The following is a 26,372-nucleotide window of genomic DNA, read 5'->3' on the forward strand; positions in this document are numbered from 1 at the left end:
TCAGAACCGCTCCCGCTGGAACACGGCGCGCTTGATCTTTTCGATGGTGTCGGCCGGCGGTGTTTCGTTGTAGGAACCGGCGAGTTCCTGGCCCGTGAGGGCGTGGATGGCGGCCATGATCTCGTCGGTAGCCTGTCGTCTCGCCTTTCCGCTCGTCGCCGGTCCGTGGTGGCTCACGTCGATCGGCTCACCGAAGATGACGGTGGCGCGCTTGAGCCGGGGAACGGTACTGCCGACGGGCATGAGTTCGTCGGTGCCGATCAGTCCAACAGGCACGACGGGGGAGCCGGTGCTGAGCGCGAGCCACGCCACTCCGGTGCGGCCCTTGTACAGGCGTCCGTCGAGGGACCGGGTGCCCTCCGGGTAGATCGCGAACGCGCTCTCGGTCTCGAGGATGCGTTGACCGGCGTCGAGAGCTTCCTGGGCGGCTGCACCTGCACCGCGCTCGACGCCGACGGCGCCGATCGAAGTGAAGAAGATGCGGGAGACCCACCCGCGGAACCCTGTGCCGTCGAAGTAACTGGACTTCGCGAGGAACTGAACCCGCCGTGGGGCGACGACCGGGATCGCGACACTGTCGATGAACGACAGGTGGTTGCTGGCGAGGATCACTCGTCCCGTGCGCGGAACGTTCGACCGGCCGATGATCCGGGGACGATAGATGCCCCGGACGATGGGCATGAGCACGGCCCGACCGAGATGGTAGACGAACCCGGGGGAGGAGGCTTCGCTCGTCAGGGGGACGTCTTTTTCCGTGTTCGGCACAACGGATGAGCGTAGTCTCTGTCGTATTCCTCCTTGCGCATTACGGCCAGGAGTCTCGGCGCCCTGCGGTCGGCGTGAAGGTCATTCGCAGCCAACCACCGGGTGGGTGCGGCAGACTGGCCTACAGTTTCCCCCTCTTTGAAAGCGAATTCCTGTGCGCACATCCCTTCCCGTCCTCGTCGCGGCCGCCGCGGCATCCGCCCTCGTCCTTACGGGGTGCGCATCAGCGGAGCCCGCGGCCCCGCAAGCGAGCGAGGAACCGGCAGCTCTCGTGTGCGAAGACACTCCGGGCGGCTCGGCCGTCGAGTCGGTGAAGGTCGCGGGCGACTTCGGTGTCGCGCCGACGATCGACGTCCCGGCCCCTGTCAGCGTCGAGGCGACCGAGCGAACGGTGGCGATCGAGGGCACGGGCCAGGAGATCCAGCCGGGCGACGTCGTCAACTTCGATGTCACCATTCTCAACGGCACCAGCGGAGCCGTCGTGTCGCAGACGGCATACTCGGGCGGCGGTTACACGTCGATCGAGGTCAACGACACCAAGTTCATCCCCGGTCTCGTTCGTACCCTCGAGTGCGTGAACGAAGGCTCCCGCGTCGTGAGCGTTGTCGCGCCCGAGGACGGCTTCGGTACTGAGGGTTCTCCGGATGGTGCCGTCGCTGCGGGTGACTCACTCGTCATCGTCGCGGATGCCGTCGGCATCGTTCCGTCCGTCGCCACCGGTACCCCGGTCGCCCCGGTCGAGGGCATGCCCGTGGTCGAACTCGACGATGAGGGCGTTCCCACCGTCACCATTCCCGAGACGGACCCGCCTGCCGAACTCCAGCTCGCGACGCTCAAGCAGGGCGACGGCGAAGTGGTGCAGGAGGGCGACACGGTCACCGTTCAGTACCAGGGCGTGAACTGGCGCACCGGCGAGGTCTTCGACCAGAGCTGGGGCAGGGGAGCGACGAGCTTCCCGACCACCGGCGTTGTGCCCGGGTTCTCCGCCGCACTCGTTGGAGCGGCCGTCGGGTCACAGGTTCTCGCCGTTCTGCCTCCGGCCTCGGGCTACGGCGAAGCGGGCCAGCCGAGCGCGGGCATCGAGGGCACAGACACTCTCGTCTTCGTCGTCGACGTGCTCTCCACCGGCCGGTAGCGCCTCGCCGGCGACTCGCTGGCTAAGCTGGCACGGTGCGACGCGTACTGATACTCGGATCAACCGGCTCGATCGGAACCCAGGCCCTGGATGTCATCCGGGCGAACCCCACCCGATTCGAGGTGGTCGGGCTTTCGGCGAACAGCAATCGGGAGCAACTCGAGGCGCAGGCTGACGAATTCCACGTCGACGACACCGCACTCGGGGCCGAAGACGCCGAACGTCTCGTCCGCTCCGTTGACGCAGACGTCGTGCTCAACGGCATCACCGGGTCGGTCGGGCTCGGTCCGACACTCGCAGCGCTCGAGACCGGACGCACCCTCGCGCTCGCGAACAAGGAATCCCTCATCGTCGGCGGAGATCTGGTGTCGAGGCTCGCGAAGCCCGGCCAGATCGTTCCGGTCGATTCCGAACACTCCGCCATCGCCCAGGCGCTCCGGTCGGGAACGAAGCAGGAGGTCCGCCGCCTCGTGCTGACGGCATCCGGTGGTCCGTTCCGTGGCAGCAGCAGGCAAGCACAGACGCGTGTGACGCCCGCTGAGGCCCTCGCTCACCCCACGTGGGACATGGGCCTCGTCGTCACGACGAACTCGGCGACACTCGTCAACAAGGGCCTCGAGGTGATCGAGGCGCACCTGCTCTTCGACGTGCCGTACGAGCGGATCGACGTTGTCGTTCACCCGCAGTCGATCGTGCACTCGATGGTCGAATACGTCGACGGGTCGACGATTGCGCAGGCATCGCCTCCGGATATGCGCCTGCCGATCTCCCTCGGCCTCGACTGGCCTGCTCGCGTCGCCGGTGTCGGAGCGCCCCTGGACTGGACGCGCGCGCAGAACTGGACGTTCGAGCCGCTCGACGACGTCGCATTCCCCGCTGTCGAACTCGCCAAGACCGTCGGTCGGGCCGGGGGCACCTACCCGGCCGTGTTCAACGCCTCCAACGAGCAGCTTGTAGCTGCATTCCACGCGGGGGCCATCGCGTTCCTCGACATCGTCGACACGATCGCGAGGGTGGTCGACGCCCACAAGCCCGACGGTGAGCTCACGCTCGCCTCACTCGCGGAGGCAGAGCTGTGGGCTCGCGCTGAGGCCGACCGGGCAATAGCGGCGCTGCGCTGACGCGATCTCGATACGGCCGCGGGCGGCCTACTCGATCAGCGAAGTACGCGTTTTCACTCACTCCGGACCGCTTCACGCGGCGCGCCGGGTGAATGCGTCCGTAACGCGTGAATTCGCCGCCGGTGATCGAGTAGCGCAGCGAGGAACGAGCCGCGCGTATCGAGATCGGTCAGCTCAGAGCCAACCGGCCTCAGCCAGCGCACCCTGCGTTTCGTCGATCACCGAAAACGGGATCTTCTGCCCGGCGACCTCGCGATAGTTCTTCTCGGCGAGTCCGGCCCACAGGATCGCATCCTCGGCGGTTGCCTCGCGCACGGCAACGCGGATCGCTTCTGCCGGTGACGCCACCTCACGGATGTCGCCTGTCGGCTTGGCAGCGCGCGCGCCGGCAAGAACGGCCTCACGAATGACCGCCGGATCTTCCGAGCGGGGCTGGTGGTCGGTGACGATGAGCACGTCGCTGCCCAGAGCGGCTTGCCGCCCCATCTCGGGGCGCTTGGACTGGTCACGATCGCCGTTCGCCCCAGCGACCATGATGACCCGGCCGGTCGTGAGACGGCGAACCGCCTCGAGCGTCTTGGCGAACGCCTCAGCGGTGTGCCCCGAGTCGACGTAGACGGAGGGCCCGTCCGGTACGGGCACGTGCACGGCGCGACCCGGCAGCGATGCCGTGATTCCGCCGTCACGTTGCAGGGCGGCATCGATGGCGGTGAGGGAGTACCCGGCCGCGACGAGCATCGCAATGGCGAGCCCGCCGTTCGCGGCCATGTGCCTGCCGATGACGGGCACGCGGGTGGAGAGTGACCCATATTCGGCGTGGGTGAGTGTGAACGAGGTGAAGGAGGGCTGCTCCTCGTCGATGTCGACGGTCCAGTCGGCAGACGTGTCCGGCAGCGACGTGATCGTCGTCGTGGGGATCCCCGCGAGCGCGACCACGTTGGCTCCGGCCGGAGTGTCGAGCGAGACCACCGCCTTCCGGGCATGAGCGGGTGTGAAGAGCTCGAGCTTGGCGGCGAAGTACTCTTCCATATCCGCGTAGTCGTCGAGGTGATCCTGGGCGAAGTTGGTGAAGCCGGCGACGTCGAAGACGAGACCGTCGACCCGGTGCCGGGTGAGGGCGTGGGCGCTGACTTCGACGACAGCAGCCTTCACCCCGACCTCCCGCATGCGGGCGACGAGAGCGTGCAGCTCAGGTGCTTCCGGTGTGGTCATCGAGCTCGGCACGACCTCGGCACCGATCCGCCGTTCGGCACTCGAGCTGAGACCGGTCGGAATACCGAGCTGACGCAGGATCGAATCGAGGAAGTGGGCCGTCGATGTCTTGCCGTTGGTTCCCGTCATCCCGAACAATTGAGGTGCTGCGCTGTCGGTCCGGTACAGCCACGCCGCCATCTCACCGATCAGCTCACGGGGGGACTCGACAGTGACGACCACGGGAACACCGGATGCCGTCGCATCGACGAGGCCGGAGGCATCCGTCAGGATCGCAACCGCGCCGCGAGCCACGGCATCCGCCGAGAATGACGCACCGTGGAACCGCGCTCCGGGAACGGCGACGTAGAGATCGCCCGCTTGAACGGACCGTGAGTCCATCGTGATCCCGGTGAGGGTGACGGGCCGGATCTCGTCGTGCAGCGCCAGACGGAACTTGGCAGCGAAGTCGTCAAGAGTGGTGGGTTGGGGCTGGTTCGGACGCACAGCCCATGTTCTCACAGCCCAATCGGGTCGCCTCTCCCAGCGCGCCACCAGCATCCGCCCAGCGCGTGGCGCTACTCTCTGGGAGTGGAATCCGTCTTGCTTTACATCCTCGGTGTGCTGATCATTGCGGTCGGCGTTGCCGTGTCGATCGGCTTGCACGAGATCGGCCACCTGGTGCCGGCCAAGTTGTTCGGGGTCAAAGTCACCCAGTACATGATCGGCTTCGGCAAAACGATCTGGTCCAGGAAAAAGGGCGACACCGAATACGGGGTCAAGGCGATCCCGCTCGGCGGCTACATTTCGATGATCGGCATGTACCCGCCCGGCAAGGACGGCGCCACCCGCAACTCGAGCACCGGCTTCTTCCAGACCCTCATTCAGGACGCCCGCGAAGCGAGTTCTGAAACCGTCGGCGAGGGTGAAGAGAAGCGGACGTTCTACAGCCTTCCCGTCTACAAGCGCATCATCATCATGCTCGGCGGGCCCGCGATGAACCTGCTGCTCGCCGTCGTGCTCGTCGCCATCGTGTTGATGGGATTCGGCAGCCCCCAGGCCAGCCCGACGATCGCTTCGGTCAACGAGTGCGTGCTCCCGGCCGGCAGCACGAAGACCAGTTGCGACCCCGACGACCCACTCGCACCGGGTGCCGCCGCCGGGCTCATGCCGGGCGACACCATCCTCACCATCGAGGGCTCACCGGTCGACGCCTGGTCCGACGTCACGAGCGTCGTCCGCACCTCTCCCGGCGAAGCCCTCGACGTCGTCGTTCTGCGGGACGGGGCTGAGCAGCAGGTCACGCTCACTCCGCTGCTCACCGAACGGCAGAAGGCAGACGAAGACGGTCAGATCGTGACGGATGCCTCTGGCGCGCCGGTCACGGAGGAGGTCGGATTCGTCGGAATCATCTCCCAGACCGAACTCGTGCCCGAGCCCGCGACGGCTGTGCTTCCCGCCGTCGGAGACAACATCGGTCATGTGGCGAACATGATCCTCAACCTGCCCGAACGCCTCGTCGATATCGCGAACGCCGCATTCGGGCCGGGGGAGCGCGACCCCAACGGGCCGATCAGCGTCGTCGGAGTGGGCAGGATCGCCGGAGAAGTTGTCAGCCAGGACGAGTTCCCGGTCGCCAGCAAGGTTCAGACGATGGTGGGGATCCTCGGTTCCCTCAACGTCGCCCTGTTCGTGTTCAACCTCGTGCCTCTGCTTCCGCTCGACGGTGGGCACGTTGCCGCCGCGCTGTGGGAGTCGATCCGGCGCGGCTTCGCCAAGCTCTTCCAGCGACGAGACCCAGGGCCGGTCGATGCGGCGAAGCTCATGCCGCTCACGTTCCTCGTCGTCATCGTGCTCGGCGGGATGAGCGCCCTGCTCATCTTCGCCGACATCGTCAAGCCGGTGAACCTCTTCGGCTGAGCCGTACTCCGCTGGGAGTAGGAGCAGGTACCCCGTGGAGGATGCCGCGCACTCCTCCCGTCGCTACGCTGGGCGCATGCTCCCCACCGCGGTCGACTCCGAACACGGGGACCCGTTCGAGAGGTGGGGTCCTCGTCCGCCGTTCCGGGGGCTCCCTCCGGCCGCGAGGCTGTGGCTTCCCGTCGTGGTGTCGTTCCTGGTCTCCGTGCCCGCCACGATCTTCCTGTTGTGGCGTTTCCCGCCTGACTTTCCCGTTCCGCCCATCGCCCTGGCACTGGCCGCTCTTGGCCCCGTCGTCCTGCTCGCGGCACGCCGCTTTCCCGGCCCCGTAGCATCCGTCGTCACCGCAGTAGCGGTTTCTGACCTGTTGCTCCCGCCGAACGGGGGCCCGCCCTCTCTCGCGTTCGCGTTCGCGGTGGTCATCGGGATTCTGCGCGGCGCCCGGATCTGGGTGTACGCATCCGTCGCCGTCGGATGGGTGGCGGCGCTGACGCTCGGTTCTCTGCTCGGCGTGGGGTGGCATCCGGTGCGCATCGCGGTCGCAACGGCGGGAATCGCCCTGCTGCTCGCGTTCGCCGAACGGTTCCGGGAGCGACGGGAACGGTTCGCCGCGGTACGGCGGAAAGCCCTCGAGCACCGCCAGAGTGTCGAGCAGGCTGAGCGGATGCGAATCGCGCGCGAACTGCACGATGTGCTCGCTCACTCGCTGTCGCAGATTCACGTGCAGGCTGGGGTCGGGCTGCACCTGATGGATGCGCAACCGGAGCGGGCACGTGAGGCGCTCAGCAACATCAAGTCGTCGAGCAAGACCGCGCTCGACGAGGTCAGAGGTGTGCTCGCGTTCCTGCGCGCTGACAGCGTCGATGCTGCGGCACTGGCGCCGCAGCCGGACCTCGCCCGGATTCCCGGTGTTCTCGAGTCGTTTCGTGCGCAGGGACTCGATGTGGATTACTCGGTGTCGATCGCCCGGCAGCCGTCCGCCGCGGTGCAGCTGGCGCTCTACCGGATCGTGCAGGAGAGCCTCACCAACGTGCTCCGGCACGCGCAGGCGACCCGCGCCCATGTGGATCTGGTCCAGGGAGAGGCTGGCATCCGCCTGACCATTTCCGACAACGGCGCTGGTGCCGGAGCCGCGCGCACCGACGCAGGGAACGGCATCCTCGGGATGACCGAAAGAGCAGAACTTCTCGGGGGCACGTTGACCGTCGGCAACCGGCCGGACGGCGGCTTTCAGGTCACAGCGCTTCTCCCGGAGGCGCCATGATCCGTGTGGTGATCGCCGATGACCAGCAACTCATCCGGGCCGGCTTCCGTGCGCTGCTCGAAGCGGAACCCGACATCGACGTGGTTGGCGAGGCGGCGACCGGAACGGATGTCGTCGCCCGCGTCCGCGAACAGCGCCCGGATGTCGTGCTCATGGACATCCGGATGCCGGACGGTGACGGGCTGTGGGCAACCGAGCAGATCACGGCGGACCCGGAGCTGTCGGCGACGCGGATCGTCGTCGTGACGACGTTCGAGCTCGACGAGTATGTCGCCCAGGCCATTGCTGCGGGGGCGAGCGGGTTCCTCGTCAAGGACACCGAGCCCGTCGAGCTGATCCGATCCGTCCGAATTGCTGCGGCGGGCGACGCTCTGCTTTCGCCGAGTGTGACGCGGCGACTGCTCGAACGTATCTCGGGTCGACTGCACAGCGCCGCGATGCCGAACCTCGTCGAGGTCCTCACCGAGCGCGAACGTGAGGTGATGGTTCTCGTGGCTGCAGGCCTCTCGAACGAGGAGATCGGCGCGCGGCTCTTTCTGAGTCCGCTGACCGTGAAGACACACGTGTCCCGCATCCTCGGCAAGCTGGGCGCCCGTGACCGGGTGCAGCTTGTCGTCCTCGCCTACGAGAGCGGACTCGTGGCTCCCGGCTTCGCCGACTGATCGTCGTCCGCGCGGAGTAGTCCGGATTCGTTCCCGCGGCAGATTCGCCCGGGGCGTCGCCCGACGATGCTGAATCCGACGGTCCCGGCTGGGATCTCAGGAACGAAGGGACATGTCCATGATCAGCACACTCGTCTCACCCGCATTGGCGTCGGTCGCCACGCACCCAGGCTGGGGCCCCGGTTGGGGAGGGGGAGGAGGACCCGGTTGGGTGTTCATCCTCGTCCCGTTCCTCTGGGTCCTGTTGATCGCGTCGCTCATCGCGCTCTTCAGCCGACGCTGGCGTCGATCGGCACCACCGTGGGCGACCGCACACGGCCCTGGCAGGAGCGCTGAGTCCACGCTCGCGGAACGATTTGCGCAGGGCGATATCGACGAGACCGAATACCGGGCGCGCCTCGAAGTCATTCGCGCGAATAACCCGGACCAGCGGTGAGCGTGACGCCCGCGTGGAGCCTGGCGCTACACGCGGGCGTATCGCTCCGCCGACCGGGCGCGGGCTTTCTCCGCCTCGACCTCGCGGCTCTTCGGCGGAGCCGTCGTCACCAGGTCCTCGAGCAGGTGTCGAGTCACGTGGGCGATCTCGATGACGGCACGGTCGAAGGCTTCGCTGTTGGCCTTGGAAGGTTTGGTCGACCCGCTGATCTTGCGGACGAACTGGAGAGCTGCAGCGTGGACCTCGTCATCAGTCGCGGCGGGCTCGAAATTGTGAAGGGTGTGAATGTTCCGGCACATGGCAACAGGTTAAGCCCGTCGCCGCGCATGCGGAAGGGTCAGCTCTCGTCGGTGCTCCCGGCAATGTTCATCATCCAGTTGATCCCGAACCGGTCCACGAGCATCCCGAACGTGTCGCCCCACGGTGCTTTCACGAGCGGCTCGATGATCGTCGCACCGTCGGCGAGCTTGTCCCAGTAGCCGCGGAGCTCGGTCTCGTCTTCGCCGCTGAGCGAGACCGAGAAGTTGTTCCCCTCCACAAGTTCCATTTCTCTCGTGACGTCTGCCCCCATGAGGACCAGACCGGACGGACTCGTCACCTGCCCGTGCATGATCTTCTCCGCGTCGGCAGGGTCGTCGTTCATTCCGAACTCAGCGAAGGTGTTGAGGTCGAGCTCACCACCAAAGACCTCGGAGTAGAAGGTCATCGCCTCCCGGGCGTTGCCGGCGAAGTTGAGGTAGGGGTTCAGCTGAGTGGCCATGGTCCAATTCCTTTTCTGTCGATGTCCTGCCGAGAATTATGTTCCGAGACACCGTTTCGCAGAAGCCCCCGGCGCCTCGCCGAATCTCCACAGAACGTCGTGGCGCTCGCCGAATCACCACACTTTGTCGCTCCCGGATGCCCGGAGCAGCAATTTGTGGCGTCTCGCCCGGAGCGCGATGAACCCACTCACCCGACGGCGGCCATCGCCCTGCGCACCGCCTGAATCGACTCCGCAACGTCCTCGGCATCCGTCGACCAGTTGCTGACCGAGATCCTCAAAATCGCGCGGTCGCGCCAGCGTGACCCGGACATCCACACCACACCGTCTCGGATGAGCGCATCCGTCACCGCCTTCGTGCGCTCGTCGTTGCCGAAGCTCAGGCAGACCTGGGTGAACACGACGTCGTTGAGAACCTCGACACCGGGCAGGGCGCCGAGACCGTCGGCGAGAGAGCGCGCGTTGGCAGCGAGCCCCTCGACGAGGGCGATGGTTCCGCTCCTGCCGAGAGACCGCAGAGCAGCCCAGACCGGGATGCCACGGGCACGGCGCGAGAATTCCGGCACGCGTTCGAACGGGTCACCCTGAGCATCATGAATCAGATAGTCCGTGTGCACCCCGAATGAGCTCCGCATCAGGGCCCGGTCGGCGACGATCGCGACGCCGCAGTCGTACGGCACATTGAGGGTTTTGTGTGCGTCCGTCGCCCACGAGTCGGCGAGGGCGAGTCCATCGACGGCAGATGCCCACGCGGGGCTGGCGGCAGCCCAGAGTCCGAAAGCGCCGTCGACATGCACCCATGCGCCGTGGGCGTGGGCCAGCTCAACGGCCTCCCGGAACGGGTCGAACGATCCGGAGTGGAGGTTACCTGCCTGCAGGCACAGGATCGTCGGTCCGGGAGCCGCATCCAATGCCTGCTCGAGCGCGTCGACCCGAATCCGGCCCTGGTTGTCGGCGGCGACGGGTTCGCGGAGCCCGAGCCCGAGGTAGCGCAACGCCATGTCGATCGATGCGTGGCTTTCGGCCCCCGCGAGCACGGTGATCCGGGGTGCGCCGGAAAGTCCGTCCTCGTCGACGTTCCAGCCGACGGCATCCAGCACCTTCTTTCTCCCCGCGGCGAGACCGACGAAGTTCGCCATGGTCGCTCCGGTGGTGAAGCCGACACCGGACTCCGCGGGCAGCCCGAGCAGGTCGAGCAGCCAGGCCTCGGCCGCCTCCTCGATCGCCGCCGAGGCGGGAGTGCCGAAACGGATGCCCGTGTTCTGGTCCCATGCGCTGACCAGCCAGTCAGACGCGAGCGCTGCGGGGAGGGTCCCTCCCATGACCCAGCCGTAGAAGCGGCCGGACGGGATCCCCATCAGACCCGGTTCGGCGAATGTCGCCAGCTCGTCGATGACTTCGGCCGGGTCCATGCCATCGGTTCGAAGGGCGATGCCGAAGTGTTCAGCGACCTGATCGGCCGTCTGCGTCGGTGCCACCGGTCGTGTCTCGAGCGACTCGAGCCACTCGCTCGTGTGTGCGTGCGCGCGGTCGAGCGCGGCGCGATAATCCTCGAATGAAGCGGTCACACGACGCAGCGTAATCCTCGACCCCGCAGCGCGGAAGACCCCATCGAACGGATGCTACGCGGCGGCACCGTGCGAACTCCTAGGCTGGGTGCCATGACTGTCGACGAGCGAAACGACCCGTACCTGTGGCTGGAGAACATCGATTCTGACTCCGCTCTCGACTGGGTGCGGAAGCGCAACGCCGAAACCCTCGGCAGCCTGGGGGCGACCGCTGAATTCGCGAACACCGAGCGCAGCATCCGTGAGGTTCTCGACTCCGCGGCGAAGCTTCCGCTGGTGCACAAGATCGGCGACTTCTACTACAACTTCTGGACTGACGCGCAGCACGAACGCGGAATCTGGCGCCGGACCACGCTCGAGGAATATCGCACGCCCGAACCGGCGTGGGAGGTCGTGCTCGACATCGACGCCCTCAACCGGGATGAAGGCGAAGACTGGGTCTGGCATGGAGCGAGCGTGCTCCGGCCGGGTTACACGAAAGCGCTCATCGACCTCTCGCACGGCGGCTCAGACGCCGACGTCACGCGCGAATTCGACCTCGATACCTTCCGGTTCGTATCTCCAGCGGACGGCGGCTTCTTCCGCCCGGAGGCGAAGGGCGGGCTCGGCTGGATCGACGACGACACCGTCTACCTCTCCACCGAACTGGGCGAGAACTCGCTGACCACCTCCGGCTATCCGCGCATCGCACGCCGCTGGCGTCGCGGCACCCCGATCGAGGCATCCGAGGTGGTCTTCGAGGGCATGGAAACCGACGTATCTGTCCGGGCGTTCCGCAGCCACACCCCCGGCTACATCCGCGACTTTTTCTGGCGGGCACCGACGTTCTACACCAACGAGGTGTTCGTGCTCGTCGACGGCGCCCCGGTCCGCATCGACGTTCCGGACTCCGCAGAGATCGGGTACTCGAGGCAGTGGCTCCTCATCGAACTGCGCGACGACTGGACCGTTGCCGACACCACCTATCGGGCCGGCTCACTTCTCGCCGCAGACTTCGACGGGTTCCTCGCCGGCGACGGCCGCTTCGAGGTCGTGTTCGAACCCACACCGACGACATCGCTGGCCGGCGCGACGTGGACGCGAGACCACCTCGTCCTCACCGTTCTCGATGACGTGAAGAGTCGCATCCGCGTTCTCACCCCGACGGATGCCGCGTGGCACCGCAGCGAGTTCGCGGGCGCTCCCGAGATCGGTACCGTGCAGGTGTCAGCCGTCGACCCCGACGAGAACGACCTGGTCTGGGTTGTCGCGACCGACTACCTCACGCCGACCACGCTGTCGATCGCGACAGTGGGACAGGGCGGTGCGCTCCCGGTGGCGCTCAAATCCCAGCCGGCGTTCTTCGACGCTGAGGGCCTCACCATCGAGCAGCACTTCGCCGAGTCGGATGACGGCACGCGCGTGCCCTACTTCCTCGTCCGTCGGGAGAATACGGCCCTCGACGGTTCGACGCCCACTTTGCTCTATGGATACGGCGGCTTCGAGATTTCCCTGACCCCGGGTTACTCCGGAACGCTCGGCAGGGCATGGCTCGAACAGGGCGGCGCGTACGCCGTCGCGAACATTCGCGGTGGGGGAGAATACGGTCCGACCTGGCACCAGGCGGCGCTCCGCGAGAACCGCCATCGGGCGTACGAGGACTTCGCCGCCGTCGCGCGCGACCTCGTGTCTCGCGGAATCACCTCACGGGAGCACCTTGGCATCCAGGGAGGCTCGAACGGCGGACTCCTCACCGGCAACATGCTCACCCGCTACCCGGAACTTTTCGGCGCCGTCGTCTGCCAGGTCCCACTGCTCGACATGAAACGGTATTCGCACCTGCTGGCCGGCGCCTCGTGGATGGCGGAGTACGGTGATCCGGACGACCCCGAGCAGTGGGAGTTCCTCAAGACCTTCTCGCCGTACCACCTGGTCGATCCGGAGCGCCGGTATCCGCCCGTGCTGTTCACGACGTCGACCCGTGACGACCGGGTGCACCCGGGTCACGCGCGCAAGATGGCAGCCCGCCTGCTCGAGTTCGGCAACGACGTGACCTACTACGAGAACATCGAGGGAGGGCACGGCGGGGCGGCCAACAACGCGCAGGCCGCACGGATGTCGGCTCTCGCCTATCGCTTCCTCACCGAACGCCTCGGCGCCGAAACCCCGTCCGACTGACGGAAGCGACCTTCATATACGTACGTATGGAATAGTCGTCCTCCCTGTCTCGTTGTACCCAGTGGGAGACGCGTTATGCGTCTTCCGAAACGTCCGGCGGGTCCGCGTTGCGCGCATCCCGCCCGAAACAGAAGGAGAAGCCCATGACTGTAGAAAACAAGGTCGCGCTCGTCACAGGAGCAGGACAGGGAATCGGCCGCGGCATCGCTTTGCGGCTCGCACAGGACGGTTTCGACGTCGCGATCGCCGACCTCGCCGCGCAGGAAGAAAAGGGCCAGGGCGTCGTCTCTGAGATCGAGGCCCTCGGCCGCAAGGCGATCTTCGTCGCAGCAGACGTCTCGAAGCGTGACGACATCGTCGGTGCTGTCGACGCCGCCGCAGAAAAGCTCGGCGGATTCGACGTGATCGTGAACAACGCGGGTATCGCGCAGATCAAGCCGGTTCTCGACATCACCGAAGATGAGCTCAACTCGATCTTCCAGATCAACGTCAACAGTGTCGTCTGGGGCATCCAGGCCGCTGCCGCGAAATTCGATGAACTCGGACACGGCGGCAAGATCATCTCCGCCGCGTCGATCGCTGCGATCCAGGGCTTCCCGATTCTCAGCGCGTACTCCGCATCGAAGTTTGCAGTGCGTGGATTCACCCAGGCCGCCGCCCAGGAGCTGGCGCCAAAAGGCATCACCGTGAACGCGTACGCTCCCGGCATCGTCGGAACGGGCATGTGGGAGAAGATCGACACCGAGCTCAGCAAGATCAATGGCAAGCCTCTCGGACAGAACCTCAAGGAGAACGTCGACGGCATCGCCCTCGGCCGGATCGAAACCCCCGAAGACGTGGCGAAGGTCGTCTCCTTCTTCGCCGGCCCTGACTCCGACTACGTCACGGGTCAGGTTCTCCTCGTCGACGGCGGAATGCTCTACAACTAAGCAGCACACGACAAGCGGGGCCTGCCGGAAAATCCGGCAGGCCCCGCTTCGTGGTCGTCGGTTCTGATCACCGCGACAGCAGCAGCGCATCCCCCTGCCCGCCGCCGCCGCACAGTGCCGCCGCGGCTTTGCCTGACCCCCGTCGAGAAAGCTCAAGAGCGGCATGGAGCACGACCCGCGCCCCTGATGCGCCGATCGGGTGGCCGAGCGAGATCGCCCCGCCATGAATGTTGACCTTCTCCCCGTCGAGGTCGAGGTCGCGCATCGACTGCACGCTCACTGCCGCGAACGCCTCATTGATCTCGATCAGATCGAGGTCGGATGCCGTCCAGCCCACTTTCGAGAGAGCATCCGCGATCGCGCGCGACGGCTGCGAGTGCAGCGAGTTGTCCGGGCCGGCAACCGAGCCGGACGCGCCCACGACCGCGAGCCACGACAGTCCGCGTTCCTCGGCCCACGACCGGCGGGCGAGAATCAGCGCACACGCTCCATCGCTGAGCGGCGACGAGTTGCCCGCCGTGATGGTGCCGTTTTGATCGAACGCCGGGCGCAGCGCCGAGAGCGATTCGACCGTCGAGTCGCCGCGCACTCCCTCATCACTCGTCAACACAGTTGGTTCGCCACGGCGAGACGGAACGGTGACCGGGGTGATCTCGTCGTCGAACACGCCGGCGGCCTGCGCCTGGGCCGCGCGCTGGTGCGAGCCGGCCGCGACGGCATCCTGTTCGCCGCGGTCGATACCGAGCGCGCCGTTGTGGCGCTCCGTCGAGATTCCCATCGAGTCGCCGTCGAAGGCATCCGTCAGCCCGTCGAATGCCGCAGTGTCGATCATCGTGACCTCGCCGTACTTGTAGCCCTTGCGCACGGCGGGCAGAACGTGGGGTGCGTTGGTCATCGACTCCTGGCCACCGGCGACCACGACGGATGCTTCACCGGCGCGAATGAGACGGGCCGCGTCGACGACAGCGTGGATTCCCGAGAGGCAGACCTTGTTGACGGTAACGGCGGGCACCTCCCAGCCGATGCCGGCAGCACGGGAGGTCTGCCTGGCGGGGTTCTGCCCCGCCCCGGCCTGGAGTACCTGGCCGAAGATCACGGCGTTGATGTCTGACACGTCGACGCCCGAACGCTCGATCGCCGATTTCAGCGCGATGGTGCCGAGATCGACCGCGCTGAAGCTCGCGAGCTGGCCGAGCAACCGCCCTTGTGGGGTGCGCGCTCCGGCCAGGATGACCACATCGTCTGAACTCATTTTCCGTCGACTCCTTTGTCTGGGTGCGGCGCGTCATGCCGCGATTCCGCTCCTTCCAGCTTGCCACGGAATGGGCCGAATTCTTCCCCGGAGCAGGCGCGATACTGCGCCGCGCAGACGCTAGGTTGGTAGTCGCGGACATCGACGTCCAGACGGCACGGATGCTCCTCGTCGATCGCCCGCACACGCAGCGATGGAGGTGCACCCGGTGGCAATGGACAAAACTGTGGCGAGCGCGAGCGAGGCCGTCGCAGACATTTCGAGCGGATCATCGATCGCCGTTGGAGGCTTCGGCCTGTGCGGCAACCCGATGATCCTGATTTCGGCGTTGCTCGACCTCGGCAGCGACGACCTGTCGATCGTCAGCAATAACTGCGGCGTCGACGACTGGGGGCTCGGCGTTCTGCTCGCCAATCGCCGCATCCGCAAGATGACGTCGTCGTACGTGGGGGAGAACAAGGAATTCGAGCGCCAGTTCCTCACCGGTGAACTCGAAGTCGAACTGACGCCGCAGGGCACGCTCGCCGAGAAGCTTCGGGCTGGCGGCTCGGGGATCGCCGCGTTTTACACGCAGACTGGTGTCGGCACGCAGGTCGCTGAGGGTGGATTGCCGCGCCGATACGACGGCTCCGGGGGAGTGGCGATCGCGTCACCGCCGAAGGATGTGCGTGCGTTCGGGGTGCGTGGTGAGGAGAAGCAGTTCGTCCTTGAGGAGGCGATCACCACCGACTTCGCCCTCGTCCATGCCGTCAGAGGTGACCGCCATGGCAACCTCGTCTTCAACAAGTCGGCGCGTAACTTCTCGCCGCTCGCGGCGATGGCCGGCCGGGTTTGCATCGCCCAGGTCGAAGAGCTCGTCGAACCAGGTGAGATCGACCCCGACGCCGTCCACCTGCCCGGAGTCTTCGTGCACCGCGTCGTTCCGGTCGGCAGCGACATCGAGAAACGCATCGAACGCCGCACGGTTCGATCGACGGAAGGGAACTGACACCATGGCTCTCACCCGCAACGAAATGGCCGCCCGAGCCGCACTTGAACTGGCGGACGGCTCGTACGTAAACCTCGGTATCGGTCTGCCAACGCTCGTGCCGAACTACGTTCCCGAGGGGATGACCGTGACCCTGCAGTCGGAGAATGGGATCCTCGGGGTCGGGCCGTATCCGATCGAGGATGCCGTCGATCCCGACCTGATCAACGCGGGCAAGGAGACTGTGACGACGCTTCCTGGCACCGCGTTCTTCGATTCAGCGCTGAGTTTCGCGATGATCCGTGGCGGAAAGATCGACGCAGCGATCCTCGGCGCGATGCAGGTGTCAGTGAATGGAGACCTCGCCAATTGGATGATCCCCGGCAAGATGGTGAAGGGGCCGGGCGGTGCGATGGACCTCGTGCACGGCGCGGGACGGGTGATCGTGTTGATGGAACACGTCGCGAGGGATGGGTCGGCGAAGATCGTGAACGCCTGTTCGCTTCCGCTCACAGGGCGCGGCGTCGTTTCGCGGATCATCACGGATCTCGCCGTGATCGATGTCACACCCGACGGTCTCGAACTCGTCGAACTGGCGCCAGGCGTGAGCGTCGATGACGTCTCCGCCGCGACCGAGCCGCCCCTGAAAGTGGCGCTTCAAGCGTGACCGCCTTCCCCGCGGCATCCGTCATTGATCAGAGCATGTCGAGAGCGGCGTAAGGCAACCGCTCAGGACGCCCGGCATAGGATGGCATCGTGCCAGCAGTTAATTTGGGAATGCCCAAGGTCCCCGAAATCCTCGCGCCGCGTCGAAAGACCCGCCAGATCAAAGTCGGCAAGGTTCTTGTCGGCGGAGACGCGCAGATCAGCGTCCAGTCGATGACGACGACGCCGACGCCGAATATCAACGCGACGCTTCAGCAGATCGCCGAGTTGACGGCATCCGGTTGTGACATCGTCCGCGTTGCCGTTCCGAGCCGCGACGATGCAGAAGCACTCCCGATCATCGCGAAGAAGAGCCAGATCCCGGTCATCGCCGACATCCACTTCCAGCCGAACTACGTCTACGCGGCAATCGACGCCGGCTGTGCTGCTGTGCGCGTGAACCCGGGCAACATCCGCAAATTCGACGACCAGATCGCCGAGATCGCGCGCCGCGCGAAGGCCGCGGACGTCTCGATCCGGATCGGTGTCAACGCTGGATCCCTCGACCCGCGCCTGCTGCAGAAGTACGGCAAGGCCACCCCGGAGGCACTCGTGGAGAGCGCTGTCTGGGAGGCGAGCCTGTTCGAGGAGCACGACTTCCACGACTTCAAGATTTCGGTCAAGCACAACGACCCGATCGTCATGGTCAAGGCGTACCGCCTGCTCGCCGAGCGTGGGGACTGGCCGCTTCACCTCGGTGTGACCGAGGCAGGACCGTCGTTCCAGGGCACCATTAAGAGCGCAACCGCGTTCGGCATCCTGCTCTCCGAGGGCATCGGAGACACCATCCGGGTGTCGCTCAGTGCGCCGCCCGCGGAGGAGATCAAGGTGGGCCTGCAGATTCTGCAGTCGCTCAACCTGCGTGAGCGCAAGCTCGAGATCGTGTCCTGCCCGAGCTGCGGCCGCGCCCAGGTCGACGTCTACAAGCTCGCGAATGACGTCACCGACGGGCTCGAGGGTATGACCGTTCCGCTCCGTGTGGCTGTCATGGGCTGTGTCGTCAACGGCCCGGGCGAGGCGCGCGAAGCTGACCTCGGCGTGGCATCCGGTAACGGAAAGGGTCAGATCTTCGTCAAGGGCGAGGTCATCAAGACCGTTCCCGAGTCCGAGATCGTCGCAACGCTCATCGAAGAGGCGAACCGTATCGCCGCCGAAATGCCGGCGAGCGAAACGTCTCTCGGTTCTCCGGTGGTCAGCGTCAGCTGACCCGCGGCGGGCTGGTAGCCTTGCGGCTTCGTTCCAGCCAGTCGTCGAGGAGAGCGGCCAGAAGCTCGGGTTGCTCATGCATCAGTGCGTGGCCAGCATCCTCAAGAATCGCGAAGGTGGCGTGCGGGTAGTGCTCAAGGAGCGCGAGGGCGTCGGAGTATCCGACTGTGGAGTCACGTCTGCCAGCCACGATAAGGCTTGGGATCGAGACGGGGTCAGCGCCAACGTCGATCGGCCACCGAGTAAAGATCCGTTCAAGGTCTTGCTCTCGTTCCAAAGCCGTACCGGGAACCACCGAGTCGCGGTAGCGGCGGGCCGTGACCCGGGAGCGCACGACGAAATACTCGTCGAAGCCCGAACGCAGAGCAGGTTCGAGCTCGTCGTAGGCGTTCGTGTCTGAACGCACGACGTCGTGAGCCGGCACATCACCGGTGTGTTCTCCGGCGGGGCAGATCAGTGCGAGACCGAGCACCTTGTCGGGAAATGTCGCCGCGAGGCCGCGCGCCAGGTAGGCGCCGTAGGAATGCCCGACGAGCAGCACCGGCCCAGCCTGTAAAAAGTCGATGAAATCGGACAGGAGTGTGACGACGTCACCGTTGGATTCGAGACCGTCGGCGCTCGAACGCCCCATGCCAGGCAGATCAGGGTAGATCCTCCGGTAACCAGTGGTCGGCATGATCGTCTCCAACGCTGCCTCGATCTCGCGGTGATCGACCCCTGCCCCGTGAAGGGCAACGAGGGGCACGCCGTCGCCGTGCTCGACGTAGTGAACAGAAACCTCAGAGATTCGACATTCCATAACTGCAACACTGAGGCATGGCTCAATTTGTTGTCTACGGTCATCGGGCCGCCATCACGCCCCGAATCCCTGCGGTGTCTGACGCGATCCACTCCGCCGCGGTGTCGGTACTTCTGCTTCCGGCTGAGAAACGGTTTCACCGCTTCATCCCACTTGACCCCGAGCAGTTCATCGCGCCCGCCGATCGTTCGATCGATTACACGATCATTGAGATCAGTATGTTCGAGGGTCGCTCGAGAGAGGCGAAGAAGAACCTCCTTCGCCAGCTGATCGCCAATGTGGGTGCTCTTGGCATCTCACCGAACGACATTGAGATCACGATCACGGAGACGCCTCGTGAGAACTGGGCGATCAGGGGAGTGCCTGCCGATGAGCTGGAATTGAACTACTCGGTAGACGTCTGACTTTCATATGACCAGCGGGTCTTCAGTGCGGTGCACTTGCGAGGACGAGCTCGGCTGAAGGCAGTTTTCTTCGGCGCCGATGCTCCGTGCGGCGTCCGCAAAAGGTGCGATCAATGCGAATCTCGAGCGGGCCGGTCAAACGGAACTGCGAGCTCGGCCAGGTGCGCTGGGCACCGGAATCGTGGGGGAGTGTCCGCTGAAGGTCCGGCTTGCGGGCGGCTAGCGACCGGCGGACGACAGCACCGGCGTCATATGAAGTGGGCGCCGTCGACGGCGGAGAAGGCGACGCTCTCCCCAAAACACATGGTCGGTAAGGGCAGCGGGCGCTGCCGCGGCTCGCAGAGGGCGCCGCGGCCAGCGAACAGGTCCAATAGGAAAGCCGTCTCGCCGGGGGAGGCGAGACGGCTTGTCCTGATTACGGCTTGGCTAGCCGTGAAGTGTCGCTAGTTGCGGTCGGAGTCGGCGTGACCGTGGCTTCCGGCTTTGGCGATGCCACGGCTGAGGATGTAGGCAACGGTGACGAAGGCGACGTACTGCCACGCGTGGTCGGCGCCGAAGCCCTGGCCGTCTTCGCCGTTGTCGACCATGGCTGAGGCGACGAGGATCGCGAGGGATACGATGATCCAGGCGTAAAATTCGGTGGTCTTGTAGGCGGGCTTGGTCTCGACGCGACGGACGACGGTCTTGGTGTGCTCGGTGCGAGCGGTGCCGGAGTTGTTCGACATTCTGATCTCCTTTTTGGGGACGGAAGACATTCCGACATGTGGCCCGGGCGGTCGCCGGGGCCTCGGTAAGCCTAGGCTCATATGTGAATGTTCCCTGGGTACTTGACTGCGCCCGTGTATGTCACTATTAGCGCGAGAGCCTCCGGTGGACACCCTTCAGAGCAGGGTGAGCGCGACACCCGCCCTGTGAACACAGCACTCGGCGATGACAGCATAAGGTGGCCATATGGGGACGTTGATTTACGGGTCGGGTGCGAACTTCACCTTCGACGATCGCGTACTGTCGCATTTGAAGATCGTCGCCGGTATGAAACTCAGCCGTGGGGAGTCGTTCTTCCTCAGCTGGAATCAGGCCCCCGCTGCGGGGTCTGAAGGCATGTCGGTCTGGGTCTCGCCCGGTACCCGGCTTCAGTTCCGCTTTCACGACCCGAAGCGGCCGGAGTTGAACCAGACCTGGCTGAAAGCGATGGCCGACGGCTCGTACGGGCCTGGGGGGCTTGTCCTTTCGGAGGAACCCGCAGCTGAGCCGAGCGACAAGGCCCGCACCCGCTAGACCGCTCTGGCGGACACAGCCTAGGTGGAACGGCTCAGGGCTGTGATGGCCGTCAGCGTGGAGGAACAGAAGCGATCTCGGATGTGGCTATCGTGCGCTGGGTGATGCCTTCGGCAACACGGCGGAGAGTGGTTCCGGTGATGCGCGAGTGCTCGCGGAGGGCGGTGAACGCGTCTGTCATCGACAGGTTTTCTGAGTGCGCAAGCACTCCCTTTGCCTGTTCAATGAGGATGCGGGTATCAAGGGCAAGGTGCATCTGTTCGGTGACGGCGAAGGGGCTGCGGAAGTTTCGTTCGTGGAGAACACCGAGGACTGCGAGGTTCGCCAGGGACTGTGCAACCTTTTCATCTTCCTCTGTGATCTGACCGGGCTGCGAGTGTAGAAGATTCATCACCCCGACGACGTCGTCACGAAGGCGCATCGGAACGGCCGATGTTGAGCGGAACCCTTGCTCCAAAGCCGTCTGACGAAAATTCGGCCATTTTCCGTCCACGTTCTTGATGTCCGCGACGCTGACGGGTGCGGCACTGCTGTAGCAATCGATGCACGGCCCCTCTCCGGCGGCGATGATGATCGTCTCTACGACCCGCGCTTCTTCGCTGGTCGACGCGACAAGCTCGAGGTCGCCGGCGGCGTCAGCCAACAGAATGCCGCCGGCGTCCATGCCTAGGATCTCGCACGATGTGTCCATTACCGTCGACAGAAGATCGACGACGTCGTATTCGTTCATCAGAGCCTCGGTCATTGTGACGAACGCCGCACTGACCTTCGCTTCGCGAGTTTCGCCCCTGACGCTGTCCTCAGTGCTCATCTGTTATCAGTCCTCCAGGGTCGAAAAGTCGAGTCGGCGAGTCACTATCTCATGGGCAACCTCGCGGAGGTTGACTCCTTCGGCGAATGCGTATGCCCGCATGCGGGCCATTGCATCGGAGGCTGTCGTGTCGAGTTGGCTGAGCACCATGCCTGTAGCCTGATGTACTTCACGACGCATCTCTATCGGAGCTGTCTCGTCAGTCTGGGCGCCTTCGGCCAACTCGATGGCGTGCCGGAGGGCACGAGCCGCAATCGCGCGACCCAGAGCACGCCCGACCCCAAGCGTTTCGCTGTCGAGCTGACCGGCTGTGTTCCGATGGCAGAGGGCTGCCCCGACACACGCAGCCCCGAGAGTGAGCGGAAACGTAAAAATGGCGGCGGCGCTCGTGTCCTGCGCGTCAGAGAGAAAGAGAGGCCACCGGTCCACTAACGTAACGTCGGGCACCAGAATAGGTTGCGCCGTGGCGAAGCAGTCGAAGAGCGGTCCCTCACCCAGATTGAAATGTGCCTCCTCCAACTGGGCGGCGGTGTCATCGCTGGCATGAATAACCAGGGCTCTATCCGCCCGGTCGAGCACACAGATGGCCACACCCGTGATGGGCAGCAGATCGAGAAAGGGAGAGGCGAGTTTCGATCCCACGTCGACAGCGGTCGGTGCGCTGTTCACATTGCACCGATTCGGTCGCGCCTCCTGCGACGCTTCATCGCGCCGACAAATGTCATGGATCCAGTGTAGGACAGGAGGTTTCTGATAGACCGTCCCTCTTTCGGATGTAGCGCTACGCCAACCATTTGGATCGAACTTGGACTTCGGCATCTTCGTAGCCAAGGTGCTCATAGAAGTCCAGCACAGCCTCGTTGGTTGAGCGGACCATGAGCTGAACCTTCACAGCGCTTTGCTCGCGGAGCCAGTGTTCCGCGGCAGCCATCATGCCGAGCCACGTCCGCATCCTGCGCATCGCCCTCATGGACCCCATGATACGCACGGTGGATACGCGGGTATAGGCGGCCACGCAACCGCAATGTGCTCAATGCACCTCTGACGTTGCGGAACGCCGACGTCAAGTGCAGTAAGGGTTCCCGGGTGACGCGTCTCCTTCACCGTAGCGACGTTCATGCGAGTGGCCGCATTTCTTCGTCCGCAAGCGTCCGTCTTCCGAGCCGGTGCGACGGTCCGCGTCGCCCGAGGACACCTTCGAGAGAGCCCCTCCATTGTTGCTGGGCCTTATCACCCGCGCTGGCTCTTTCCGAGACTCCGCCGAAAGTTTGGTGAGACCGTTACTGTCTCGTCGTGAACCTCTTGGAACGAGTCCCCGATCGCCCCGAGCGTTCTATGGGCATGGATCGGCTGACCTCAGCGCTCATGGGCTCGGCGGTCTCGTCGCACGGCATCTGCGATGAGTGGGAACGGGACGCAGAAACGCCCCACCATGTGAGTCGGGCGCTCTTTGCTACCGGAAGGGTCCTACTTCACCGCGAGGGTGCCGAGGAGTTCTTTGACGCGGTCGGGTCCCGTTGCGGGGTCCTGGAACAAGAACTGCACCGTGGCCACCTCGGTGTCGCTGATCTTCACGGCAGCGCGTCCGGCGAAGTGTTCGATGTTGATGCCGTTGGGGTCCGCGGGCACGGTGTCGTAATGGACGGATGCGATGACCGCACCGGGGACGGAGAACTCGAACTGGCCTTCCTCGATGAACGCATCAGGCTTGATGAACTTGTCGACGTTCGCGTCGTAGTAGTCGACCCAAATCGCCTCGTGCACCATGTGCCCATTGCCGTCGACCATGTGCTCCCAGAATGCCTTGTCGACACCGTGGTAGTCGCCCGTGCTTCCCTCGATGTCGAGATCATGTGCGAAGTGCGGCGGGGCGCCATACGTGAGACGACCGTCCTCGAACGTGGGCCAGCCAGCAGGGATGGCGTTCGTCACCTCGAGGACAGGACGCGGTTCCGGCTCTTTCTTGACCGGAGCTTTCGTCTCTTTGGGCGCGGCCGCGGGCTTTGTAGTCTCTTTCGGCTCGACTGCTGTCGTGTTTGCACCACAACCCGAGAGCACACCGATGAGGAGTGCGGGGATGACGAGTGCTGTTGCGAGTGATCGTTTCATTGGGTTCTTCCTGTAAGCGACCACGTTGGTCAGACCTTCATATAGTCGTAGAGGTCCTTGCAAGCCAGACGTAGGAGGGAATCTCTCCGCGCACTGGGGTATCCGATTCGTGCCAGAGAAGGCTCTGATCGATCGGATATGAGGCGACGGACCCTCAGCTAGTGAGCGAGGCCGGTCTTTCGCTTCACCCGTGGTCGGAAGGACCGCCGATGAAGACATCTCCCGGAAGGCGCCTAACAGATCGTCACGTTGATACGCGACCTGAACGCCGTTCCCCCTCGAAAAGGTCTTAGTTCAAATTGAAGGACATTCGACCGATCTCGTCACCAATCATTCCTCCAGCGACGAGCTCGACCTGCGTGGTGGTGTCGTCGAGTTCATAAGCGATTGCATTCGACAGGGTGCCGCCCGCCTTGATGTTCTCCGTCTGCGTGTCGAGGAATGCGTCATCTGGAAGCGATCCCACGTCCAGCGTGTTCTCTCGGTCGGGGTCGTTGTCCTGGAATGCTTCGAACGTGTAAATGAACTCCATCGGCGAGATGTCCCGGTCAGAGGTTCCGAGATTTGTGGTGTCGTACCAGATGGCGAGCACGGGCACGTCACCGTACTCATTTCCGACCTCGCCAACAGGGATCACCCGGTAGTCGGTAATGGCGATTTTGACCTCGTCGGTGGTGAGGACGCCGTCAACGAAGGAATCAGCGGGTGCCTCCTCCTTCGGGGCGTCAACCTCCACCTCAGTGCCGGTTGTGGGAGCCGCGTCCGGCGTAACGGAGCTGCTGCATCCAGAGAGTCCTAAAGCAATTAGGAGGACGAGTGGAGCGACCGGGGCGAGGAGCTTATTCACAGCTATCATCCTGCCGCAGGGCGCTCACTACAATTTCCAAAACGTGTGACGTGTTCGGGGCGATTAGGTGCTCGCTAGGTCACGCACCAAGCCCGCAGAATAGGCACGGTGTCCAGCCAGTCGAGCACGATAGACCGCCGAAGCGACGCTCCTTTTCGATCTCAAAATCGACTACTCGACGATCGTCGTTGAAACTCAATCAGCAGCCAGAGGTCCCTGCGTCGTGAGCGAGTCTGGAGGTGATCTGGAGGCGTATCGCACGCCCGCCCACTGAAAGGCGTCGAGTTCGTAGAAGGCAACACCCTCAATACTTCAGTCCGACTGACGCGTCCGGGAGTTCTTCAGAGATCTGCCACGATAGAGCCCATGAAGAAGATCATCGGGCCTATCGTCCTCGTCGCTGCTCTCGCACTGACCGGTTGCGGTGCGACGAACGCCGCGCCTGCCAGCACTTCGCCGGCTGCCGCTGACGAAGCCAAGCCCGTTGAGGAAGCGCCCAAGGCTCCCGACCTGGCAGGAGACTGGAAGCAGAGCAACTCGCAGAGCGAGACCGACTTCATGACGGCTGCCATCACCGATGGCGTCATCAGCATTGATTGGGAGCTGGGCAGCGAAGACATCACCGCCGTCTACTGGGTGGGCACGTTCGAGGCCCCCGCCGACGCGACCGAGCCTCACACCTGGACTTCGCAACGAAACGCTGTGGCAACCGACACCGCGGTCATGGCGTCGACAGACGACACCAAAGAGTTTAGCTACGAGGATGGCATCATTAGCTTCACGGTGAGCATCCAGGGCAAGTCCGCGACCGTGGAAATGGAGAAGATCTAGCTGTCGCGCTTGAGCCCGCAGCGTGAGAACGACGGCCGCTGCGGCTCGGGTGCCGCGTTCTGGCTAGCCCTCCGCTCTCCTGCCGTTGCCATGTCCCGCTGAGGGTTCGTCATCAAAGTGCGGAGAACGCGTTCGCTACCGAGCGACGTCGTCTCCTTTAGTGAAGAGTCCGACGCCCAAGAGGACTAGGCCGGCCACGACTCCGAGCATCGCTGTGGCCATCACGGCTGCGTCTGCCGGAAGCATCGAGCAAGCCGCGGACGAATCGTCATACGGACAGGTGCGACACGGCTGGAAGAAATAGACGATGCTCACGATCGCACCGGCAAGTGCAATGACAGCACCGATCATTTTGGTGAGCGTCTTACCACGTTGGGTCATGCGTGCATCGTATCCACCCGGTTCTAGCTGCTAGTCGTATGATGCGGATCGAACCTCAAGGCTTGTTCTTGTTCGCCGACGCAGTTAACTGGCGTTCGCCTCGACGGAGCCCGCGCCTTCTTTGTTTCGGCCAACGAAGAAGCCTCCGGATATCGCCATCGCAGCGCAAGTAAGGAAGATGCCGGTCTGGGTCCAGTCGGGCATCGCCGTTACAACACCTTGTCCGTCCGAGCGTTTCCAGTCGCAGGCGCGCCCGAATGGCCACAAGGAGAGGTAAGCCCGTTCCGGACCGCCGTCCATGGACAAGGTTTGCGGTGTCGAAGAAGGGAAAGGTCCTCCGACAATGCATCCATGCTCGATGCCTCCGTGGTTAGCGGCGGCACCACCGACCCCTAAAGTCCACAACATTCCAAGGACGCCCACGACAACAAGGAGCATACGAAGACGTTGCACATCCGTCGTGCGTTCGTCAGCCGTTGCCTCCTCGTCCTTCATGCCTTGAACATAGCGGACGGGGGAGCCGCTGAGCTGTCCCGTAGAGGGTCCCGTTGAATGGTCGACTTGATCTACTCCTGGCGTGCGAGCATTTCGATCAGGGGCGTTACGATCGGATCGGCTCACGGGAGGTAGCATCGTCCCGGCTGTATCCGCATTCTCGGAGGCCCATCCGCCTCGACGAGGAGTTCGGATCCAGTCGAGTAGGACTATCCGCCACTGGCCAGGAACACGATGAGGTTGAAGACCTCGCCTGGTTCCCGGTGAATCCGAGCGTCCCCTTATCGAGATCTCCTCCAGCGAGCGGAGAGGATTCAGGTGCAGCCCGCACGCTTTGGTCGTTTTGATCCCTGCAGCGAGCGGAGTGCGACTCCCCACG

Annotated in this window: 28 protein-coding genes; 14 read left to right on the forward strand and 14 right to left on the reverse strand. The window is 64.5% G+C overall.

All coding sequences use genetic code 11. From position 1 onward, the window contains the following. Positions 1–681, reverse strand: coding sequence for a lysophospholipid acyltransferase family protein (locus tag ACWA1Q_RS04365; RefSeq protein ID WP_463760766.1), 681 nt, complete (start codon positions 679–681; stop codon positions 1–3). Between the two features lie 238 nt (positions 682–919). On the opposite strand from ACWA1Q_RS04365, the gene ACWA1Q_RS04370 reads away from it, so the two are divergent. Both ACWA1Q_RS04370 and dxr read left to right on the forward strand, forming a co-directional pair. Next, positions 920–1,900, forward strand: coding sequence for an FKBP-type peptidyl-prolyl cis-trans isomerase (locus ACWA1Q_RS04370; RefSeq protein WP_463759830.1), 981 nt, complete (start codon positions 920–922; stop codon positions 1,898–1,900). A 35-nt stretch (positions 1,901–1,935) separates the two neighbouring features. Further along, positions 1,936–3,021 (forward strand): 1-deoxy-D-xylulose-5-phosphate reductoisomerase, encoded by a 1,086-nt coding sequence (gene dxr / locus ACWA1Q_RS04375; RefSeq protein ID WP_463759832.1) that lies wholly within the window; start codon positions 1,936–1,938, stop codon positions 3,019–3,021. A gap of 174 nt (positions 3,022–3,195) precedes the next feature. Here the strand turns inward: dxr and ACWA1Q_RS04380 are convergent, their stop codons facing one another. Next, complete coding sequence (locus ACWA1Q_RS04380) at positions 3,196–4,734, reverse strand: Mur ligase family protein (RefSeq protein WP_463759836.1); 1,539 nt, start codon at positions 4,732–4,734, stop codon at positions 3,196–3,198. Positions 4,735–4,803: 69 nt separating this feature from the next. Here ACWA1Q_RS04380 and ACWA1Q_RS04385 point away from each other — a divergent pair, with 69 nt between their 5' ends. From ACWA1Q_RS04385 to ACWA1Q_RS04400, 4 genes are all read left to right on the forward strand, one after another. Continuing rightward, the gene (locus tag ACWA1Q_RS04385) at positions 4,804–6,132 is read left to right on the forward strand and encodes a M50 family metallopeptidase (RefSeq protein ID WP_463759837.1); all 1,329 of its coding nucleotides are present in this window, start codon (positions 4,804–4,806) and stop codon (positions 6,130–6,132) included. Between the two features lie 76 nt (positions 6,133–6,208). After that, positions 6,209–7,396, forward strand: a complete 1,188-nt coding sequence (locus ACWA1Q_RS04390; protein ID WP_463759839.1) for a sensor histidine kinase — start codon at positions 6,209–6,211, stop codon at positions 7,394–7,396. After that, positions 7,393–8,058: a response regulator gene (locus ACWA1Q_RS04395; RefSeq protein ID WP_463759840.1), complete on the forward strand. Its 666-nt coding sequence runs from the start codon at positions 7,393–7,395 to the stop codon at positions 8,056–8,058. The genes ACWA1Q_RS04390 and ACWA1Q_RS04395 overlap by 4 nt, the downstream gene beginning before the upstream one ends. 118 nt (positions 8,059–8,176) lie before the next feature. Beyond that, positions 8,177–8,494, forward strand: a complete 318-nt coding sequence (locus ACWA1Q_RS04400) for an SHOCT domain-containing protein (RefSeq protein WP_463759842.1) — start codon at positions 8,177–8,179, stop codon at positions 8,492–8,494. 26 nt (positions 8,495–8,520) lie between these two features. Here ACWA1Q_RS04400 and ACWA1Q_RS04405 read toward each other — a convergent pair whose 3' ends face one another. The 3 genes from ACWA1Q_RS04405 to ACWA1Q_RS04415 form a co-directional block, all read right to left on the reverse strand. Continuing rightward, on the reverse strand, positions 8,521–8,793 hold the full coding sequence (locus tag ACWA1Q_RS04405; RefSeq protein ID WP_463759843.1) for a DUF2277 domain-containing protein: 273 nt from the start codon (positions 8,791–8,793) through the stop codon (positions 8,521–8,523). A 38-nt stretch (positions 8,794–8,831) separates the two neighbouring features. Beyond that, positions 8,832–9,254, reverse strand: a complete 423-nt coding sequence (locus tag ACWA1Q_RS04410; protein ID WP_463759845.1) for a VOC family protein — start codon at positions 9,252–9,254, stop codon at positions 8,832–8,834. Positions 9,255–9,442: 188 nt separating this feature from the next. Beyond that, positions 9,443–10,822 carry a pyridoxal phosphate-dependent decarboxylase family protein gene (locus tag ACWA1Q_RS04415; protein WP_463759846.1) on the reverse strand — a complete coding sequence of 460 codons (1,380 nt, stop codon included), beginning with the start codon at positions 10,820–10,822 and terminating at the stop codon, positions 9,443–9,445. Positions 10,823–10,915: 93 nt separating this feature from the next. On the opposite strand from ACWA1Q_RS04415, the gene ACWA1Q_RS04420 reads away from it, so the two are divergent. Both ACWA1Q_RS04420 and ACWA1Q_RS04425 read left to right on the forward strand, forming a co-directional pair. Next, positions 10,916–12,979 carry a prolyl oligopeptidase family serine peptidase gene (locus ACWA1Q_RS04420; RefSeq protein WP_463759848.1) on the forward strand — a complete coding sequence of 688 codons (2,064 nt, stop codon included), beginning with the start codon at positions 10,916–10,918 and terminating at the stop codon, positions 12,977–12,979. Between the two features lie 143 nt (positions 12,980–13,122). Continuing rightward, entirely contained in the window at positions 13,123–13,908 is a 786-nt protein-coding gene (locus ACWA1Q_RS04425; protein WP_463759849.1) for an acetoin reductase, read from the forward strand. A 67-nt stretch (positions 13,909–13,975) separates the two neighbouring features. Here ACWA1Q_RS04425 and ACWA1Q_RS04430 read toward each other — a convergent pair whose 3' ends face one another. Then, positions 13,976–15,160: an acetyl-CoA C-acetyltransferase gene (locus tag ACWA1Q_RS04430; protein WP_463759851.1), complete on the reverse strand. Its 1,185-nt coding sequence runs from the start codon at positions 15,158–15,160 to the stop codon at positions 13,976–13,978. A 214-nt stretch (positions 15,161–15,374) separates the two neighbouring features. On the opposite strand from ACWA1Q_RS04430, the gene ACWA1Q_RS04435 reads away from it, so the two are divergent. The 3 genes from ACWA1Q_RS04435 (at position 15,375) to ispG (ending at position 18,038) form a co-directional block, all read left to right on the forward strand. Then, positions 15,375–16,148, forward strand: a complete 774-nt coding sequence (locus ACWA1Q_RS04435) for a CoA transferase subunit A (RefSeq protein ID WP_463759852.1) — start codon at positions 15,375–15,377, stop codon at positions 16,146–16,148. Between the two features lie 4 nt (positions 16,149–16,152). Beyond that, positions 16,153–16,794 carry a CoA transferase subunit B gene (locus ACWA1Q_RS04440; protein ID WP_463759853.1) on the forward strand — a complete coding sequence of 214 codons (642 nt, stop codon included), beginning with the start codon at positions 16,153–16,155 and terminating at the stop codon, positions 16,792–16,794. Between the two features lie 89 nt (positions 16,795–16,883). Then, positions 16,884–18,038, forward strand: a complete 1,155-nt coding sequence (ispG, locus tag ACWA1Q_RS04445; RefSeq protein WP_463759855.1) for a flavodoxin-dependent (E)-4-hydroxy-3-methylbut-2-enyl-diphosphate synthase — start codon at positions 16,884–16,886, stop codon at positions 18,036–18,038. On the opposite strand, the gene ACWA1Q_RS04450 is transcribed toward ispG, so the two are convergent. Beyond that, entirely contained in the window at positions 18,031–18,837 is an 807-nt protein-coding gene (locus tag ACWA1Q_RS04450; protein ID WP_463759856.1) for an alpha/beta fold hydrolase, read from the reverse strand. The genes ispG and ACWA1Q_RS04450 overlap by 8 nt on opposite strands. A gap of 17 nt (positions 18,838–18,854) precedes the next feature. Here ACWA1Q_RS04450 and ACWA1Q_RS04455 point away from each other — a divergent pair, with 17 nt between their 5' ends. Next, a complete protein-coding gene (locus ACWA1Q_RS04455) occupies positions 18,855–19,241 on the forward strand; it encodes a tautomerase family protein (RefSeq protein WP_463759859.1) in 387 nt (128 codons plus the stop codon). A 443-nt stretch (positions 19,242–19,684) separates the two neighbouring features. Here the strand turns inward: ACWA1Q_RS04455 and ACWA1Q_RS04460 are convergent, their stop codons facing one another. Then, positions 19,685–19,966: a hypothetical protein gene (locus tag ACWA1Q_RS04460; protein WP_463759861.1), complete on the reverse strand. Its 282-nt coding sequence runs from the start codon at positions 19,964–19,966 to the stop codon at positions 19,685–19,687. A gap of 226 nt (positions 19,967–20,192) precedes the next feature. Between ACWA1Q_RS04460 and ACWA1Q_RS04465 the strand changes: the two genes are divergently transcribed. Next, positions 20,193–20,519, forward strand: a complete 327-nt coding sequence (locus ACWA1Q_RS04465) for a DUF7882 family protein (protein ID WP_463759863.1) — start codon at positions 20,193–20,195, stop codon at positions 20,517–20,519. Positions 20,520–20,571: 52 nt separating this feature from the next. Here ACWA1Q_RS04465 and ACWA1Q_RS04470 read toward each other — a convergent pair whose 3' ends face one another. From ACWA1Q_RS04470 to ACWA1Q_RS04485, 4 genes are all read right to left on the reverse strand, one after another. Next, the gene (locus tag ACWA1Q_RS04470) at positions 20,572–21,330 is read right to left on the reverse strand and encodes a GAF domain-containing protein (protein WP_463759864.1); all 759 of its coding nucleotides are present in this window, start codon (positions 21,328–21,330) and stop codon (positions 20,572–20,574) included. A 6-nt stretch (positions 21,331–21,336) separates the two neighbouring features. Beyond that, positions 21,337–21,972, reverse strand: coding sequence for a GAF and ANTAR domain-containing protein (locus ACWA1Q_RS04475; protein WP_463759866.1), 636 nt, complete (start codon positions 21,970–21,972; stop codon positions 21,337–21,339). A gap of 825 nt (positions 21,973–22,797) precedes the next feature. After that, complete coding sequence (locus ACWA1Q_RS04480; protein WP_463759868.1) at positions 22,798–23,439, reverse strand: hypothetical protein; 642 nt, start codon at positions 23,437–23,439, stop codon at positions 22,798–22,800. Between the two features lie 289 nt (positions 23,440–23,728). After that, positions 23,729–24,286, reverse strand: coding sequence for a DUF5067 domain-containing protein (locus ACWA1Q_RS04485; protein WP_463759870.1), 558 nt, complete (start codon positions 24,284–24,286; stop codon positions 23,729–23,731). A 366-nt stretch (positions 24,287–24,652) separates the two neighbouring features. Here ACWA1Q_RS04485 and ACWA1Q_RS04490 point away from each other — a divergent pair, with 366 nt between their 5' ends. After that, positions 24,653–25,117, forward strand: coding sequence for a hypothetical protein (locus tag ACWA1Q_RS04490; protein WP_463759871.1), 465 nt, complete (start codon positions 24,653–24,655; stop codon positions 25,115–25,117). A gap of 135 nt (positions 25,118–25,252) precedes the next feature. Here ACWA1Q_RS04490 and ACWA1Q_RS04495 read toward each other — a convergent pair whose 3' ends face one another. Both ACWA1Q_RS04495 and ACWA1Q_RS04500 read right to left on the reverse strand, forming a co-directional pair. Continuing rightward, complete coding sequence (locus tag ACWA1Q_RS04495; protein ID WP_463759873.1) at positions 25,253–25,498, reverse strand: hypothetical protein; 246 nt, start codon at positions 25,496–25,498, stop codon at positions 25,253–25,255. An 84-nt stretch (positions 25,499–25,582) separates the two neighbouring features. Next, positions 25,583–25,993, reverse strand: coding sequence for a hypothetical protein (locus tag ACWA1Q_RS04500; protein WP_463759875.1), 411 nt, complete (start codon positions 25,991–25,993; stop codon positions 25,583–25,585). Positions 25,994–26,372: the final 379 nt, after the last annotated feature.

This window comes from Mycetocola sp. TRD_SC_2 (assembly GCF_055361225.1).